This is a genomic window from Kribbella sp. NPDC026596 (genome assembly GCF_040638415.1).
Lineage (GTDB): Bacteria > Actinomycetota > Actinomycetes > Propionibacteriales > Kribbellaceae > Kribbella.
This window is the reverse complement of the sequence record NZ_JBEZYF010000088.1, coordinates 19,526-34,620: the sequence shown is the minus strand read 5'-3', so window position 1 is coordinate 34,620 and position 15,095 is coordinate 19,526. Positions and strand designations below refer to the sequence as shown.

At 68.5% G+C, this 15,095-nt stretch carries 15 protein-coding genes and 1 riboswitch; of the genes, 4 read left to right on the top strand and 11 right to left on the bottom strand.

Annotation, left to right across the window (positions count from 1 at the left end; translation table 11 throughout):
- Positions 1–61 precede the first annotated feature (61 nt).
- Positions 62–1,555, bottom strand: a complete 1,494-nt coding sequence (locus AB0E63_RS41475; RefSeq protein ID WP_360378880.1) for an aminotransferase class V-fold PLP-dependent enzyme — start codon at positions 1,553–1,555, stop codon at positions 62–64.
- A gap of 176 nt (positions 1,556–1,731) precedes the next feature.
- On the opposite strand from AB0E63_RS41475, the gene AB0E63_RS41470 reads away from it, so the two are divergent.
- On the top strand, positions 1,732–2,499 hold the full coding sequence (locus AB0E63_RS41470) for a hypothetical protein (RefSeq protein WP_360378878.1): 768 nt from the start codon (positions 1,732–1,734) through the stop codon (positions 2,497–2,499).
- On the opposite strand, the gene AB0E63_RS41465 is transcribed toward AB0E63_RS41470, so the two are convergent.
- The 3 genes from AB0E63_RS41465 to AB0E63_RS41455 all read right to left on the bottom strand — a co-directional run bounded on the left by AB0E63_RS41465 (position 2,473) and on the right by AB0E63_RS41455 (position 6,368).
- Complete coding sequence (locus AB0E63_RS41465; RefSeq protein ID WP_360378875.1) at positions 2,473–3,795, bottom strand: serine hydrolase domain-containing protein; 1,323 nt, start codon at positions 3,793–3,795, stop codon at positions 2,473–2,475. The genes AB0E63_RS41470 and AB0E63_RS41465 overlap by 27 nt on opposite strands.
- Positions 3,796–4,002: 207 nt before the next feature.
- Entirely contained in the window at positions 4,003–4,977 is a 975-nt protein-coding gene (locus AB0E63_RS41460; protein ID WP_360378873.1) for an FAD-dependent oxidoreductase, read from the bottom strand.
- Positions 4,974–6,368, bottom strand: coding sequence for a transcriptional regulator (locus AB0E63_RS41455; RefSeq protein WP_360378870.1), 1,395 nt, complete (start codon positions 6,366–6,368; stop codon positions 4,974–4,976). Before AB0E63_RS41455 ends, AB0E63_RS41460 begins: the two co-directional genes overlap by 4 nt.
- A gap of 148 nt (positions 6,369–6,516) precedes the next feature.
- On the opposite strand from AB0E63_RS41455, the gene AB0E63_RS41450 reads away from it, so the two are divergent.
- The 3 genes from AB0E63_RS41450 (at position 6,517) to AB0E63_RS41440 (ending at position 7,899) form a co-directional block, all read left to right on the top strand.
- The gene (locus AB0E63_RS41450; RefSeq protein ID WP_360378867.1) at positions 6,517–6,882 is read left to right on the top strand and encodes a hypothetical protein; all 366 of its coding nucleotides are present in this window, start codon (positions 6,517–6,519) and stop codon (positions 6,880–6,882) included.
- Between the two features lie 91 nt (positions 6,883–6,973).
- Complete coding sequence (locus tag AB0E63_RS41445) at positions 6,974–7,459, top strand: hypothetical protein (RefSeq protein WP_360378864.1); 486 nt, start codon at positions 6,974–6,976, stop codon at positions 7,457–7,459.
- A 20-nt stretch (positions 7,460–7,479) separates the two neighbouring features.
- A complete protein-coding gene (locus tag AB0E63_RS41440) occupies positions 7,480–7,899 on the top strand; it encodes a hypothetical protein (protein WP_360378861.1) in 420 nt (139 codons plus the stop codon).
- Between the two features lie 36 nt (positions 7,900–7,935).
- On the opposite strand, the gene gcvP is transcribed toward AB0E63_RS41440, so the two are convergent.
- From gcvP to AB0E63_RS41405, 7 genes are all read right to left on the bottom strand, one after another.
- Positions 7,936–10,776 (bottom strand): aminomethyl-transferring glycine dehydrogenase, encoded by a 2,841-nt coding sequence (gene gcvP / locus AB0E63_RS41435; protein ID WP_360378859.1) that lies wholly within the window; start codon positions 10,774–10,776, stop codon positions 7,936–7,938.
- 82 nt (positions 10,777–10,858) lie between these two features.
- Positions 10,859–10,948, bottom strand: a riboswitch (glycine riboswitch).
- A 58-nt stretch (positions 10,949–11,006) separates the two neighbouring features.
- Positions 11,007–11,507: a MerR family transcriptional regulator gene (locus AB0E63_RS41430; RefSeq protein ID WP_360378882.1), complete on the bottom strand. Its 501-nt coding sequence runs from the start codon at positions 11,505–11,507 to the stop codon at positions 11,007–11,009.
- Between the two features lie 323 nt (positions 11,508–11,830).
- Entirely contained in the window at positions 11,831–12,325 is a 495-nt protein-coding gene (locus AB0E63_RS41425) for a bifunctional nuclease family protein (RefSeq protein ID WP_132143593.1), read from the bottom strand.
- Positions 12,326–12,373: 48 nt separating this feature from the next.
- The gene (locus tag AB0E63_RS41420; RefSeq protein ID WP_360378856.1) at positions 12,374–13,057 is read right to left on the bottom strand and encodes a MerR family transcriptional regulator; all 684 of its coding nucleotides are present in this window, start codon (positions 13,055–13,057) and stop codon (positions 12,374–12,376) included.
- Complete coding sequence (locus AB0E63_RS41415; RefSeq protein WP_360378853.1) at positions 13,044–13,580, bottom strand: FHA domain-containing protein; 537 nt, start codon at positions 13,578–13,580, stop codon at positions 13,044–13,046. The genes AB0E63_RS41420 and AB0E63_RS41415 overlap by 14 nt, the downstream gene beginning before the upstream one ends.
- A 157-nt stretch (positions 13,581–13,737) precedes the next feature.
- A complete protein-coding gene (gcvH, locus tag AB0E63_RS41410) occupies positions 13,738–14,118 on the bottom strand; it encodes a glycine cleavage system protein GcvH (RefSeq protein WP_360378851.1) in 381 nt (126 codons plus the stop codon).
- 31 nt (positions 14,119–14,149) lie between these two features.
- On the bottom strand, positions 14,150–15,094 hold the full coding sequence (locus tag AB0E63_RS41405) for a DUF881 domain-containing protein (protein ID WP_360378848.1): 945 nt from the start codon (positions 15,092–15,094) through the stop codon (positions 14,150–14,152).
- Position 15,095 lies beyond the last annotated feature (1 nt).

Here is a 15,095-nt window from a genome sequence, read left to right as displayed (position 1 = left end):
GGCCGGGAGACCAAGCCCCATGACCACGCCGGCGCCGGAGGCCCGGCCAAAAGTACAGAACTCACGCTGCTCCTTCGCCACTTTCCGCCAGCGCGTCCAGGCCGGTGGCTACAACCTGATCGAGCAGATCCTCGATGTCCGTCGCACTGGCGTTCGGGTTCAGCAGCGTCAGCTTCAACGCGACCGCCGCCGGGCGGCCGCCGCGGGCCGGGAGCTTCGTCCGGCCGATCAGCACCCGCCCGGACGTCAGCAACCGGCGCCGGACCTCACCCTGGAGGGCATCCGCCGCGGACGCCTCCAGCCCCTGCCCGGCGACCCGGAACAGCACCGTGGTCAGGGTCACCGGCGCCAGCAACTCAAGGTTGCTGTCGGCAACGACCCGGGCCGCGGCGGCGTGCGCGAGCTCGTGACAGGTGTCGAGCATTGTGCCCAGTCCGGCCCGCCCGTATGCCGTCAGCGTGGTGGCGACTTTGACCGCATCTGGACGACGGGTGGTCTGCAAGCTCCGGCCGAGCAGTCCGTCCAGCCCGGAGTCGATGTCGTCGGCCGGGTTCAGGTAGTCCACCGAGCGGCCGAACGCGGAGAACCGGTTCCGGTCGGCGACCAGCAGCACGCTGGTCGCGGCCGGCTGCCAGCCGATCTTGTGCAGGTCCAGCGTGACCGAGTCCGCGTGCGGCAGGTCCGCGAGCAGCGGCGCGAGCCGGTCCGAGAACAGCGCCCCGAACCCGTACGCCGCGTCCACGTGCACCCAGGCGCCGTACCGCCGCGCCAGCTCGGCGATCGGCGCGATCGGGTCCACCGTGCCGAAGTCCGTCGTACCGGCGGTGGCGATCACCGCGACCTGCGTACGTCCGGGCTTGGCGAGCTCGTCGGCCAGTACGTCGGTGCGCATCCGGAAGTTCTCGTCGGAGGCGATCGTGATCGCGGCCTCCTCACCGAGCCCGAGGGCGGCACAGGCTCGCTGGACCGAGAAGTGGGCGAGTTCGGAGCAGAACACCACCGGGCGATCCAAGCCCTGCAGCCCGTTCCGCCGTACGTCGACTCCCGCAACGGCGGCCGCGGCGTCGCGGGCGATCAGCACGGCGAGCAGGTTCGAGATCGAGCCGCCCGGCGTGAGTACGCCGTCCGCCGCCAGACCGAACCCGGCCAGGCCGGCCAGCGCCTTGACCACCCACTGCTCGATCGCGAGCGTCGCGGGACCGGAGTCGTAGGTGTCCATCGACGCGTTGCTCGCCGACGCCAGCGCGTCCGCGTCCACCGCGACCTGCAGCACCGGCGGCTGCAGGTGCGCGGCCGCGTGCGGGTGGCTCAGGTCGATCCCGTTCTCCTCCAGCAGGCCCGCGATCAGGTCCAGCGCCGCGGACTCGCCGACCCCGGTCGACGGGATCCGCGGCTCGCCCAGGACCTCCGCCGTACGGCGCAGTACCTCCGCCGGCGACCCGTGCGGCAACGGTCCACGCTCACGATCCGACACCGTCGAGGCGAGCGGCCACCGCGCGGCGAACGGGTCGCGAACGGGTGTGGGCAGCGCGGTCAGACGCGCGGGCTGCGACATCCAGACTCCCAGGAGAAGTTGTCGAGTAAGGCAAGCCCTACTAAGGCAGGCCTAACTTTTGTCGCGCTGACTCATCGTGTCAACTCGGCCACTCCCGGAGTGGCGAGCCTCACCCGTTCAGGCCTCGTTCAGCGCCTCGGTCGCAGGCTGAGTCGTGAACGAAAGGAGCACAGCTCATGATCGGCTGGATGAAGCCCGGTGTCCTGCTCGCAGTCGCCGCCCTGCTCGCCGGCGCCACCCCCACCACAAGCTCCGCGCACCCGGACCACCGCCACCCGTCGACGTGCAAACTGCCGGTGTTCGGACCGGGTAGCCGCTACCACCCGAAGATCAACCCCGACGACTTCTCTCCGAACGTGACCAACCCGTGGTTCCCGCTCAGACCCGGGCGCACGTTGGTCTCCACCGGCGTCAAGGACGGTGAGAAGGCCCTCAACCTGGTCGTCACGACGTCCCGGACCAGAGTGATCGCGGGAGTCCGGACCCGGATCGTCGAGGACCGCCTCTACCTGAAGAACGTCCTGGAGGAGCGCACCAGCGACTACTACGCCCAGGACCGCTGCGGCAACGTCTGGTACTTCGGCGAGGACACTGCCGAGCTGGACAGCCGCGGTCGCGTGGTCAGCCGCGAAGGCAGCTTCCACGCGGGTGTCGACGGCGCGCAGCCCGGGGTCTTCATGCAGGCCCACCCACAACTCGGCCGCAAGTTCCGCCAGGAGTGGTACGCCGGCCACGCCGAAGACATCTTCTGGGTCGTCGGCCGCAACGCCAGGGTGACCGTCCCCCTCGGCACGTTCCGCCACGCCCTCCGCACGGCCGAAACCACCGCACTCGAACCGGACGTCCTGGACAACAAGTACTACGTCAGAGGGATCGGCCAGGTCGCGGAACTGTCCGTCACCGGCCCAACCGAAGGCCTACGCCTGGTCGAGATCATCAACTAGCCCGTACGGCGTCCTAGTCAAAACGAAGGTGGCGATGTTGAGGTGGGTGATGGTGGTGCCCTTGCGGATTACTCGGAGTTTCTCGCCGGCGAGGTAGCCGTCGCGGCCTTGGTAGAGGTCGGGGGCCAGCGGGGAGAAGCGGGTGGTGAGGCCGCCGGTGAGTTGGAGGATGCCGGCGGAGACGGACATGGTGAGTGGGGTGTTGCCCCAGTACCAGTGGCCGAGGAGATCTGAGCCTTGGGCCAGCGGAGGCTCAGGCAGCCACTCGGTCGGGAGGATGGGCTCGTACGTGGCCAGCGTGTCGATCAAGTCGGGTGGCAACGAGGCGACTCGGCCGAAGGTGGCGTTGCCCAGGGCGACAGCGCCGAGCCGGCGGGCGCGGTCGACGAACAGGCCGGCCAGGAAGCCGGGCATCGAGCCGGTGTGCCCGACCAGCACGTGCGGGTCGTCGGCAATCAGTCGCAGACCCAGTCCGTACGACGCGGTCAGCCCTTCCCGTGGATCCGCGGCCATCGGTGCCGCCATCTCCTCGACCGTGTCCCGGTGGAGCACCTCGTAGACCGGGTCGATCCAGAACATCGCGTACTTCGCCAGGTCCTCGATCGTGCTCCACAACTGCCCGGCCGGCGCCATCGCCCCCGCGTCGTACGCCGGTTCCTCCACCAGCTGACCGCTGAACGGATGAACGGAGAACCCTTGTGCGGACGACCCCGACGGGAAGTACGTCGTACGGCGCATCTCGAGCGGATCGAGGATGCGCTCCTGCACGAGTTCGAGCCAGGACGAGCCCCGCAACCGGGCGACCATCTCACCGAGCAGTCCGTAGCCGAGGTTCGAGTAGTGATGGCGACGGTCGGCCGGACCCACGGCCTGCGACTCGTCCATCGCCGCCGTCAGTTGGTCGAACGTGACACCCGGACTCCGCTCCCACCACGGGCCTTCGGGCTCGGCGTTCATCCCGCCGCTGTGCGCGAGCAGGTGCCGGATCGTCCGATCACCGAACGCGATCCCCGGCAGATGCTTGCCCACGGCATCGTTCAGCGCGAGCAACCCGTCGTCACGGCACTGCAGCACCAGCACAGCAGTCAGTGTCTTGGTGATCGACCCGATCCGGTACTGCACATCCGGCCCTGGCACCCCACCATCGACAGTCGCGAACTGCCCCCGCGACCCGGTCCACACCAGCGCCCCGTCCCGGACCACGCCGGCATTCACCGACGGCAACTTCCCTTCGCTCTGCGCCGCCGCAATCCCGGCGAACAGAGCAGCGGCAGTATCAGGTCGAACCGAAGTCACTCAGGGGGCTCCAGGGCGCGCAAGGGCAGATCCGTGTGCATGTCAGCGGGCGATAGCAGCCTGCGACCCGATAAACGCGTCCTGTCGAACAGGTTCATCGACATCCCGTCATACTAGACGCAGCACTTCTCGGCCTCAGGCGCCAGACCGGATGTCGTGTACTCGCCCGCCGCGGCATTCGCGATCGAGCTGCGGAATCGTAGGACGTCAGAAGCCTGTCGCTCGGGTGGCGGCGGAAACAAGCGAGACGACCTCCTCCGCACATCCCCATCCGAGACTCACGCCGGCGCCGCTGTGCCCATAGTTGTGGATGACCAGGCTTCCGAGCGCTGATCGCTCGGCTTCGACACGGATCGCAGCTCTGGTCGGCCGTAGGCCGACTCGGTGCTCGATGATCGTGGCCTTGGCAAGGCGGGGTTCGAGCCTCGCACACCTGTCAACGATGGCAGCCGCGATCGCATCATCGCGCCCGCGGTCCCAGACCTCAGGCTCGGCGGTTCCACCGAGGATCACATGGTCGCGGTGCGGGTAGATCGCGAGCAGGTCTACGGGATCTTCGGTGTCGGCTTCGAGGAATTCCGTCAGACCGGGGTTGGTGACCACGACGTGGTAACCGCGAACCGGAAAGAGATCCACGTCGGGAACGAGATGTCTGGCGCCGATGCCCGAACAGTTCACAACCACGGCCTGCGGGTCCGTACCTTCCTGGTCCAGCGAGGTCAGCCGCTGAATGGTCAGCGTCCCTCCGGCAGCTTGCAGTCTGGACAGCAGGTAGTTGAGGTGAACGGGCATGTCAACCAGCGGCGCACTGTACCGGAAGCCGTGGCGATAGCCGGGTGGAAGCTCGTCGGACGTGCACGGGGTCCGATCGGACAGCAGGCCGGACCAGTCCGGCGGGTCGTAGCTGACTCGGGACACCTCGACGCCCGTTGCCACCCGAACGCCTGAGCCCGGGTGATCGGCGAGTTCACCCAGCACCCTCAGAGTGTGGGCGGCCCAGGGAAGGACGCGCTCGCGCGGCTCGACCAGCCATGGACCCCAAAGTGCACCGGCCACGGCCGAGGTCGTCGCTTGTGGTGGCTCGGCCGCTACCACCTCCACCCCATGACCTGCCTCAGCGAGCCGGATGGCGGTGGTCAGTCCGATCACACCAGCCCCGACGACAACAACGCGCTGACTCATGACGCCGACGTCTTGCTAAGACAAGCTTCGAGCGACGGCAGGAAATCCCTGACGTACTCGTTGCGCCTGGCCCGCCGCAAGCGCGTCGCAAGCCTACCGAGTACGTCGATACTTCGGGCAGAGCGCACTGTCGCGGTCCGCGCGACGGCTATCCGTCCAAGAGCGCATGCCTCCTCCAGGTTGCCCCGGCCGGCGGCCGCAGTAGCCAGCCAAGCACCTTCGAAGAGGGCACGACGTTGCGACTCCGTGGTGAGTGGTCTGTCGTAGGCACCTGTGCGCAGGAGCTTCTCGCCCTCGCGCAGCATCGAACGGCCGGCCGATGTGTTGCCACTCTCCGATGCGAGCATACCGACGTGCGTCAGCGCATAGCCGGCCTGCGCATCGAGGTGGCTTGGCGTCAGGTAGTACATCCAGGCCGGATCCTCGGAACGATCACGATCAGCCAGCACCTCGACAGCGCTCTTGTGGGCGTGTTCGAACGCGGAGATGTCGCCGGCAATCGCATATCCGTAGGCGAGGCGCGTCTGGACCGACGCTCGAACGCTCGCCGGGGCGCGCCGAGCGATCCTGGCTGCGGATTCGCCCAGCGCCACAGCGTCTGATGGTTTCTCTCGTGTGGCCGCCTGGAAAGCCAGATCCGCCACTATGTGAGCGGCCATCGCCTTGTATCCGCATTCGTGCGCAGCTCGGAGCGCGGTGAGGAGGTAGCGCTGTGCCGGGCCGTGGAGGCCGGCGTCGAACGCCATCCAACCCGCCAGCTGGCCGATCTCGGCGAGTGCCGAAAGGAGTCGAACCTCGATTGAGCGTGGTTGTCCCCCTTGGCGTACCACCAGCGCGACAGAGCGAAACTGTGCGCCCACGTACTCGAGATGACGACCACCTCCACTGGCGTCGTCCAACCTTTGGAGCATGGGGATTGTCTGCTCGATCTGCTCGATCAGAGGGCTGTCTACGGCGACGCGTGCGAACTCGCGCGCAGTCTGCCCTCCCGCCAAGTAGTCGCCGGGAATCGAGGTAAGGCTGACACCGGAGATCGCCAGGAACTGTCGCCTGTCCAACAACCCCGCTACTACCCAGTCGTCGATAGCACTGAGTGTGCCGGCTCGGGTCCACGGCTGGCGCAGAGCTGCGTCTGCTGAGACGACTAGCGGCGAATCCGTGGCACGCCCCTGCCAGAGCTCGCCGACCGTGACCAGTCGCCCAACTTCGCGGGACAGGAGATGGGCCACGAGCGCGGGTAGCGGCGGCCGAGGCACGCCGCTCGAGTCTCGCCAGTGGTACGGCGCTGTCTCCGCGACCGTCCCCGCGCCGAAGTCCCGGTTGAGACGGCGCGCCAACGTACGAGGTGACCAACTCAGCTCCCGCAGAAGCTTGTCCAGAACCTCGTTCACAAGCGCAGCGTCTCCCCGACGTCGGGTCACCTTGCACGAATTCTCGCAGAAGTTGACGGTTTTGACGCGACTAGTACCTCCCCGTAACCAGCGACCTGGCTGAATCTGGGCCTAGTGGGCCGATGAGCCCGACACGGGAGGACCAACCATGCCGGACGCCGGACTGAGCGATGACGAGGAAGCCGATCGGCTCCGAGGCCGCGTTGCGTTCGGATTCATATCAATGACCTTCGTGAGAGACGCTGGTGAGCTTTTGGCCACGCATCGAAAGCTGATCGCCTGTGCCACCGAGCGCGGATATCGGCTTGGGACGGTGTACGTCCAGAGGGCCGGGCCTCCGGATGCCGTCTTCGACCTGCTCGGTTCGCTACTGGAGTCGGATGGCCTATCGCTCGTCGTACCGACCTTGCATCACTTGGCAATCCTCGGCAATCCACTGGACATCCGTGACCACCTCAGCCGCGGCGGCCATCAGGTGCTGATCGCCACTGAGCCGGCGGAGCGGACGTGCTGAAAGGGGGCGCCTCATCGTTCGCCTCTAGTCCCCGGCGCTCCGCGTCCGTTCCGCCTTTCCACCGCCCCAATTGCAGATCGGAGACCGGACGATGCCTGCCGTCGACTCCCACAACAACTTCGCAAAGAAGCTCCTGCGGGCCGGGAGGCCGGCGCACGCGCTCGCGCTTGTTGCGATGGTCGGGCCGACGGTCAAAGCATGCGCCGCGGACGTACCCCCGTCCGGATCGGGCTCGGCAACTGTCCACTCCTGCTCGCCGAGCTACACCGACGAGAACAAGCTGGGACGACTGTCGATCCAGCAGAAGGGGCCTGGCACATCCATTCAATGGGGCGCGTACCCGAAGTTGCCCGCCGAGCGGTACGTCGTGAACATTTACGTCGGCCCGAAGAAGGTCGACGGCAAGAAGCAGAGCTACCCGCCGCACGGATCGCTTCCGGCGAGGACCTGGGACAAGTCGAAGAATCGGTATGTGCGGACGTACAAGCCGGGACAGATCTTCAAGATCACTGGCACGTCGTACAGCACCAAAGGCGCTGTCGTGCAGAAGTTCTTCATCAAGTGCAAACTAGTGTGATCAACGACCTGGGAGCTGTCATGGACACCTGGACCGAGAGCGAAACGGGCGCTGCGCAGGCCTTCGTCGCTGATCGGCTGAACGCGGATTTTGCCGGGACCGGACTGCAGAATGTCGAGATCCGGGTCGACCCCGCCTGGACCGGAACGCCTGGTGACGACTTGATCCTGGTCGCCGGCGGACACGAGTTCCCGCTCGACGTCGGGGGCGGGGCGGAGCAGGCATGTGCCCTCGCCGCGTTCCAGCTACAGGACGACGCCATGGCTGAGCTGAACCGTCCTTGGCCGGAGTTGGTCAACTCGACCGGCGAGTCCCTCGGTGTCCTCACGGCTCCGGCGGAGGTGCACGGCGTCGCGGTCTGGGAGCTGTCCGGTCAGTCGTTCTGTGCGGTCGGACACCTTCATCGGGCCGTGGAGGCTGCAGGACTGCGGATCAAGTAGCCACCCACAACTGGATCCGCAGCCCCGCGGCGCCACCTACTCGAAGGCCTCCGGGGATGGGCAGGAGCAGATGAGGTTGCGGTCGCCGTAGGCGCCGTCGATGCGGCGGACCGGGGGCCAGTACTTCGAGGTCCGGTCGACCGAGCGCGGGAACGCGGCCTCCTCGCGAGTGTAGGCGTGCTCCCACTTGTCGTTGATCACCGACTCGGCGGTGTGCGGCGCGTTCACCAGCGGGTTGTCGGCGGCCGGCCACTCCCCCGCCGCGACCCGGTCGATCTCGTGCCGGATCGCGATCATCGCGTCGCAGAACCGGTCGAGCTCACCGAGATCCTCGGACTCGGTCGGCTCCACCATCAGCGTGCCGGCCACCGGGAACGACATCGTCGGCGCGTGGAAGCCGTAGTCGATCAGCCGCTTCGCGACGTCGTCGACGCTGATCCCGGTCTCCTTGGTCATCGGCCGCAGATCCAGGATGCACTCGTGCGCGACCAGGCCGTTCTCGCCGGTGTAGAGCACCGGGAAGGCGCCCTCGAGCCGCTTCGCCACGTAGTTCGCGGTCAGTACGGCGGCCTTCGTGGCAGCCGTCAGGCCCTCGGCACCCATCATCCGGATGTACGCCCACGAGATCGCCAGCACACCGGCGGACCCGAACGGCGCGGCGCTGATCGGCCCGACCCCGGACTCCGGACCGGCCTGATCCAGCAGCGGGTGGTTCGGCAGGTACGGCGCCAGGTGCTCGGCCACGGCCACCGGTCCGACACCCGGACCACCGCCGCCGTGCGGGATGCAGAACGTCTTGTGCAGGTTCAGATGGCTGACGTCGCCGCCGAACTCACCCGGCTTCGCCAGACCGAGCAGGGCGTTCAGGTTCGCGCCGTCGACGTACACCTGGCCGCCGTGGTCGTGGACGATCTGGCAGACCTCGCGCACGCTCTCCTCGTACACGCCGTGCGTCGACGGGTAGGTGATCATGATCGCCGCGAGGTGGGAAGCGTGCTCGGAAGCCTTCGCCCGCAGGTCGTCCAGGTCGATCGTGCCGTCATCGTTGCCCTTGACAACGACTACCTTCATGCCGGCCATCACCGCGGAGGCGGCATTCGTGCCGTGCGCACTCGCCGGGATCAGGCAGACGTTCCGCTCGAAGTCGCCCTGCGCGTGGTGGTATCCGCGGATCGCGAGCAGACCGGCGAGCTCACCCTGCGAGCCCGCGTTCGGCTGGATCGAGACCTTCGCGTACCCGGTCACCTCGGCCAGCCAGCGCTCCAGCTGACCGATCAGCGTCACGTACCCGGCCGCGTCCTCGATCGGCGCGAACGGGTGCACATCGGAGAACTCCGGCCAGGTGACCGGCTCCATCTCGGTGGTCGCGTTCAGCTTCATCGTGCACGACCCGAGCGGGATCATCCCGCGGTCCAGCGCGTAGTCGTAGTCGGACAGCTTGCGCAGGTACCGCAGCATGGCGGTCTCGGACCGGTGCGTGTTGAACACCGGATGCGTCAGGTAGTCCGTCGTCCGCGGAACGGCCACCGCGGGCGCGTCGAGCGAACCGTCGTACCGGACGCCGAAGGACTGGCAGACCCGGGTCAGCGCGGCGACATCGGTCTTCTCGTCACAGGAGATGCCGACGTGGTCCGCGTCGACCTGCCGGAGCCAGATGCCGTTCTGCCGGGCGGCGTCGACGACGTCCGCGGCCTGGCCGGGGACCCGGGCGAGCACGGTGTCGAAGAAGTCGGCGTGCACAACCTCGACGCCACCCGCGCGCAGTGACGCGGCCAGCTTGCCGGCGTACCCGTGGACCCGCTCGGCGATCGCCTGCAGCCCGTCGGGTCCGTGGTAGACGGCGTACATCGACGCGACCACGGCCAGCAGGACCTGCGCCGTACAGATGTTGGAGGTCGCCTTCTCGCGACGGATGTGCTGCTCGCGGGTCTGCAGCGCCAGCCGGTACGCCGGTGCGCCGTCGGCGTCGACCGAGACACCGACGAGGCGACCCGGCAACGACCGCTCCAGACCGGTCCGGACGGACATGAAGCCGGCGTGCGGACCGCCGTAGAACAGCGGTACGCCGAAGCGCTGCGAGGACCCGATCACGATGTCGGCGCCGGCCTCACCCGGGGCCTCGAGCACCGTCAGCGCGAGCAGGTCGGAGGCGACCGCGACCAGGGTGTCGCGCTCGTGCGCGGCGGCGATCAGCGGCTTGAGGTCACGGACGACGCCACCGGAGCCCGGGTACTGCACCAGGAAGCCGAAGAAGTCACCCTCGGGCAGACCGTCGGTCGTGTCGGCGACGACGACCTCGATCCCGAGCGCCTCGGCGCGGGTCTGAACCACGGCGATGGTCTGGGCGAAGCAGTCGGCGTCGACCAGGAAGCGGTCGGACTTGCTCTTCTTGTTCGACCGGTGCGCCAGCGTCATCGCCTCGGCCGCCGCGGTGCCCTCGTCCAGCAGCGACGCGTTGGCGGTCGGCAGGCCGGTCAGGTCGGAGACGGCGGTCTGGAAGTTCAGCAGCGCCTCGAGCCGACCCTGGGAGATCTCCGGCTGGTACGGCGTGTACGCGGTGTACCAGGCTGGGTTCTCGACCAGACGCCGGACGATGACCGAAGGTGTGAAGGTGCCGTAGTACCCCTGGCCGATCATCGAGGTGGCCACGGTGTTGCGAGCGGCCAGCTGGCGCAGCTCGGTGAGAGCGTCGACCTCGGAGGCCGGTTCGGGTAGCCGGAGCGCCTCGGCTGACCGGATGGACGCCGGCACCGCGGCACCCACCAGCGCGTCGACGTCGTCGTACCCGAGAAGCTGGACCATCCGGGCGATCTCGTCCGGGCGGGGTCCGATGTGCCGGTCGGCGAAGGTCGCCGAGAGCTGGGGTGAGTTGTTCATCTAGAGGCTCCGTTGCTGACAGTGCTTCCGGTCGCCTCCCCCTCTGTCACGCCCAGCTCACGCGGGGGCGCTCCAGAGTCGCCTGTGGCACTCGGTCCATGGGCCTGAGAGGTTCCGGGGAGGAATTGCCCCTTCGGCGCCCGGATGAACGGGTCTCTCCCGAGTGCTGTGTACGGCTGCCCCGAGGCTACCAGGAATCCCCGAACAGCCCTGACAGCGGAGTCGACTGGTCAGCCGGTCATGCGGGCGCGGCGGCGGGCGGCGAGTTCGTCGTTGCCGTGGCCGTCGCCGTCCTCGTGGCCGTCGGCACGCTCGGTCGGCAGCTCCGACAGCGAACCCTCGACCTCGCGCCAGACACCACCGAGGGCGATCCCGAACACGCCCTGGCCGCCGGCCAGCAGATCGATCACCTCGTCCGGCGAGGTGCACATGTAGACCGAGGCACCGTCGCTCATCAGCGTGATCTGGGTCAGGTCGTCGATGCCCCGCTTGCTCAGGTGGGCGATCGCGGTCCGGATCTGCTGCAGCGAGATGCCGGCGTCGAGCAGCCGCTTGATCACCTTGAGCAACAGGACGTCACGGAAACCGTACAACCGCTGCGTGCCGGAGCCGGTCGCCGGGCGCACGGACGGGGAGACCAGGCCCGTACGGGCCCAGTAGTCGAGCTGACGGTAGGTGATCCCGGCCGCCGCGCACGCCGTCGGACCACGGAACCCGACGTCCTCCGGCATCGGCCGCAGGTCGTCGTCGAAGAGCAGACCCTGAACGCCGGCGGCGGCGGCCGCCTCGGCGCGTGCTTCGGACGTCGACTGCGCCGTCAGATCCGTGTCGCCGGTGCGTGTCACGCCTGAGCCTCCCTGGGTACCGACTGGAACGGGTCACATCCGTGGAGTGACAACACCCCACGACTCCTTCAAGGTAAGCCGCCGACCTGGGAGGGTCAACGACAACCGCGTCGAGCGGAGAGCGTGTCGCGACCGCCGCCCGAATCGTTACCTATCTGGTCTTGTACCACGCCGGTCGGCTGAGCGTTCCCGCCCCGCCTCCCGGGACGTCAGCTCTTGTCGAAATCCTCCGGAGTCACCTGGTCGAGGAACTCGCGGAAGCGCTCGACCTCCTCTTCCTCCTCCACCTCGTCGGCGCCGGTGTCCTCACTGTCCGGAACCGGGATGCCGGCCTCGGCCAGGATCTCCTCGGTGCAGAACACCGGTGTCCCGGTGCGCAGCGCCAGGGCGATCGAGTCCGACGGCCGCGCGGAGATCTCGGTCTTGTCGTCGAAGACCAGGATCGCTTCGAACACGCCGTCGGTCAGGTTCACGATCCGGACCTGACTGAGCGTGTGCCCGAGCACGCGGATCGTCTCGGCGAACAGGTCGTGGGTCAGCGGCCGGGGTGGCTCCATGCCCTGCTGGGCGAACGCGATCGCACTCGCCTCGGCCGCGCCGATCCAGATCGGCAGGTAACGCTCTCCGCCGACCTCCCGGAGCAGCACGATCGGCTGACTCGAGGGCATCTCTACCCGGACTCCGACCACGTCGACTTCGCGCACACCTTCAGCCTACTCCGAGGTGTTCGTCCTGGTAGGCCCTCGGGGTGGCTAGCGGGGCAGCCGGGAACGCACCAGCGCCGTGTGCAACCGGACCGCCAGCGCGGCCAGCTCCTCGGTCTGCTCGGTACGGCGGGGCCCGGTGACCTGCTCGATCAGGCCGACCTCGCGATCGGCCGCCGTACGGAACTGCCGCAGGTGCCGCGGCTCGATCCCGTACGGCGCGAACTCCGCGGCCACCCGGGCGACGACGATCGCGTCCCCGCCGTAGTGGTTGCCACGGGCCACCACCAGGCCGTGGCTCTCCAACTGGTCCAGCAGCTCCGCCGAAATCCCCGCGGCCGCGCGCAGCTCCGCCCGGGTCAGCTTCAGCTCGATGCCGTCGGCACCGAAGTCCACCGGCGCCGGCTGCCCCGGGGTCTTCGGCAACGAACTCGGGGCGACCGGTGGGCCACCGGCCGCCGGACGCAGACCGCGGTCGATCGCACCGAGGTGTTCCTTGATCACCTTCAGCGGCAGGTATTGGTCACGCTGCGCGGTCAGCACGTACCGCAGCCGCTCGACGTCCGCGGCGCTGAACTTCCGGTAGCCCGACGCGGTCCGCGCCGGTGTCACCAGTCCCTCGGCCTCGAGGAAGCGGATCTTGGAGATAGTGACGTCCGCGAACTCGGCCTGCAGCAGCTGCAGCACCGCTCCGATGCCGCGGCCCTCGATGGCCGGATCAGGCTTGGCCACTGGCGTAGTACACCAACCGGTACTTGCCGATCTGGACCTCGTCGCCGTTGGTCAGCCGGACCTCGTCGATCCGGTCCCGGTTCACGTAGGTGCCGTTGAGGCTGCCGACGTCGCGGACCTTCACGCCGTTCGCGTCCCGGCGGAACTCCGCGTGCCGACGGGACACCGTCACGTCGTCGAGGAAGATGTCGCTGTCCGGGTGCCGGCCGGCGGTGACCACGTCGACGTCGAGCAGGAACCGGCTGCCCGCGTTCGGGCCGCGCTGGACGATCAGCAGTGCGGACCCGGCCGGCAGCGCGCCGACCGCGGCCTCGTCCTCCACCGACAGCGGCTCGCCGGTGCGCTCGGGCTCGGGCTCCACACCGATCGGGGTCAGCATCGCGGTGTCGGTGACACCAGGAGTCGCCGGCGGGGCCGCCGGGGCTGCCGCCGGGCGGTCCGCGCCAGGAAGCATCGCTCCGCACTGCGAGCAGAACCGGCTGCCCTCGGAGTTCTCGTGCCCGCACTGGTTGCAGAACGGCATGCTGTGATCCTCCCGATCGCCGGCGGTCCGGCGACGTTCTCGAATGACCCCGTGTGAACAAGTGTGGACGCAGATTCGCGGACCTCAACCCTCGACCAGCGGTTGAGGTCCGGCCAACCTATCAGTCCCGGCCAAGCCCGTTGCCGGCCGGTGACGCTCAGCTCTGGTCGAGCTGCCCCTGGTAGGCCTCGGCGTCCATCAGCGCCTCCACCTCGGTGGTGTCCTCGAGCTCGATGTCGAGCAGCCAGCCCTCGCCGTACGGGTCGCTGTTGACCAGGTCCGGCTGGTCGGCGAGCGCCTCGTTGACGGCGGTCACGGTGCCGTTGACCGGCGCGAACAGGTCGCTGACGCTCTTGGTCGACTCCAGCTCGCCACAGGCGTCGCCGGCCCGCACCGCGCTGCCCACCTCGGGCAGCTGCACGTACACGATGTCACCGAGCGCGTCCTGCGCGAAGTCGGTGATACCGACCCGCACCGGGCCTTCGCCGGCCTTCACCCACTCGTGCTCGGCCGTGTACTTCAGGTCTTCGGGGTACACCTCGGTCCTCTTTCTGCTGGGAACGTCTGGCCTACTTGGTCGGGCTGGGCGCCGGGCGAGCGTAGCGATGCTCCTCCGGCGCGTGCAAGGCGGTGATCTGGACCGAGTCGAGCTCGTTCACCTCGGCCGTGCCACCCACCTGCGGACCGGTCACCTCGCTGACCAGGCCGCCCGGGAAGTTGGCCGCCTCGGCCAGGTTGTGCGACTCCCCGATGGCCTCGACAACGTACGGCGAATTCACCTTCTGACCGTCGATCCGGATCCCCGGCGCGTCGTCGACGAAGTCCGTACTCGCGACCACCCGGGCGGACCCGTTGATCTGGATCGCCTCGGCGCCGGCGTCGCGCAGCTCCTCGATCGCGTCCAGCAGGTTGCTCGAGGTCATCTTGCCCTGGGGGTCGTTCAGCGTGATCCGGACACCGGGTCCGGTCGCGGGCAATGTGCCGGCCAGGATACCGAGCACCCGGACCTGGGCCTCGGCCTGCTCGCGCGCGGTCTGGGCCTTGTCGGCGCTAGAGGACAGCGAGTTCTTCCGCTCCTCCAGCTCGGCGATCTCGCTCTCCAGCCGGCGGGTGTTCTGGCCGAGGCCGTCGAGGATCGCGATCAGGTCCTCGCGGCGGGCGTTCTGGTACCCGTCGTCGGCCCGGTTCACCCGGACCTGGACGACGGCCATGCAGGCGACGAGCGCGAGCACGACGGCGACGATCGCCTGGCCGCGGGACGGCTTGAACCCGGCCTTGAGCCGGCGCAGCGCCAGGTTCGGCGTCCGCGGCTTCTTCGGCTGCGGCATCGGCGTCGGCCCGCCCGGCTGCGGCGTCTCGACCGGCTGCGGCGTCTCGACCGGTTGCGGCTCAACAGGCTGCGATTCGACCGACTTCGATTCGGCCGGCTGCGGCGAGACCGGCTGCGGCTCGACCGGATCGGGCTTCGCGCCCGGCTTCGGATCGGGCTTCGGATCGGGTTTGTCGTCGCTCATG

Bases quoted from the DNA above. Each gene is read 5' to 3' on its own strand.
- gcvP (WP_360378859.1), bottom strand. From the start codon at position 10,776: ATGAACAACTCACCCCAGCTCTCGGCGACCTTCGCCGACCGGCACATC.
- AB0E63_RS41405 (WP_360378848.1), bottom strand. From the start codon at position 15,094: ATGAGCGACGACAAACCCGATCCGAAGCCCGATCCGAAGCCGGGCGCG.
- AB0E63_RS41460 (WP_360378873.1), bottom strand. From the start codon at position 4,977: ATGAGTCAGCGCGTTGTTGTCGTCGGGGCTGGTGTGATCGGACTGACC.
- AB0E63_RS41415 (WP_360378853.1), bottom strand. From the start codon at position 13,580: ATGCCGTTCTGCAACCAGTGCGGGCACGAGAACTCCGAGGGCAGCCGG.
- AB0E63_RS41470 (WP_360378878.1), top strand. From the start codon at position 1,732: ATGATCGGCTGGATGAAGCCCGGTGTCCTGCTCGCAGTCGCCGCCCTG.
- AB0E63_RS41475 (WP_360378880.1), bottom strand. From the start codon at position 1,555: ATGTCGCAGCCCGCGCGTCTGACCGCGCTGCCCACACCCGTTCGCGAC.
- AB0E63_RS41445 (WP_360378864.1), top strand. From the start codon at position 6,974: ATGCCTGCCGTCGACTCCCACAACAACTTCGCAAAGAAGCTCCTGCGG.
- AB0E63_RS41450 (WP_360378867.1), top strand. From the start codon at position 6,517: ATGCCGGACGCCGGACTGAGCGATGACGAGGAAGCCGATCGGCTCCGA.
- AB0E63_RS41430 (WP_360378882.1), bottom strand. From the start codon at position 11,507: ATGCCGGAGGACGTCGGGTTCCGTGGTCCGACGGCGTGCGCGGCGGCC.
- AB0E63_RS41440 (WP_360378861.1), top strand. From the start codon at position 7,480: ATGGACACCTGGACCGAGAGCGAAACGGGCGCTGCGCAGGCCTTCGTC.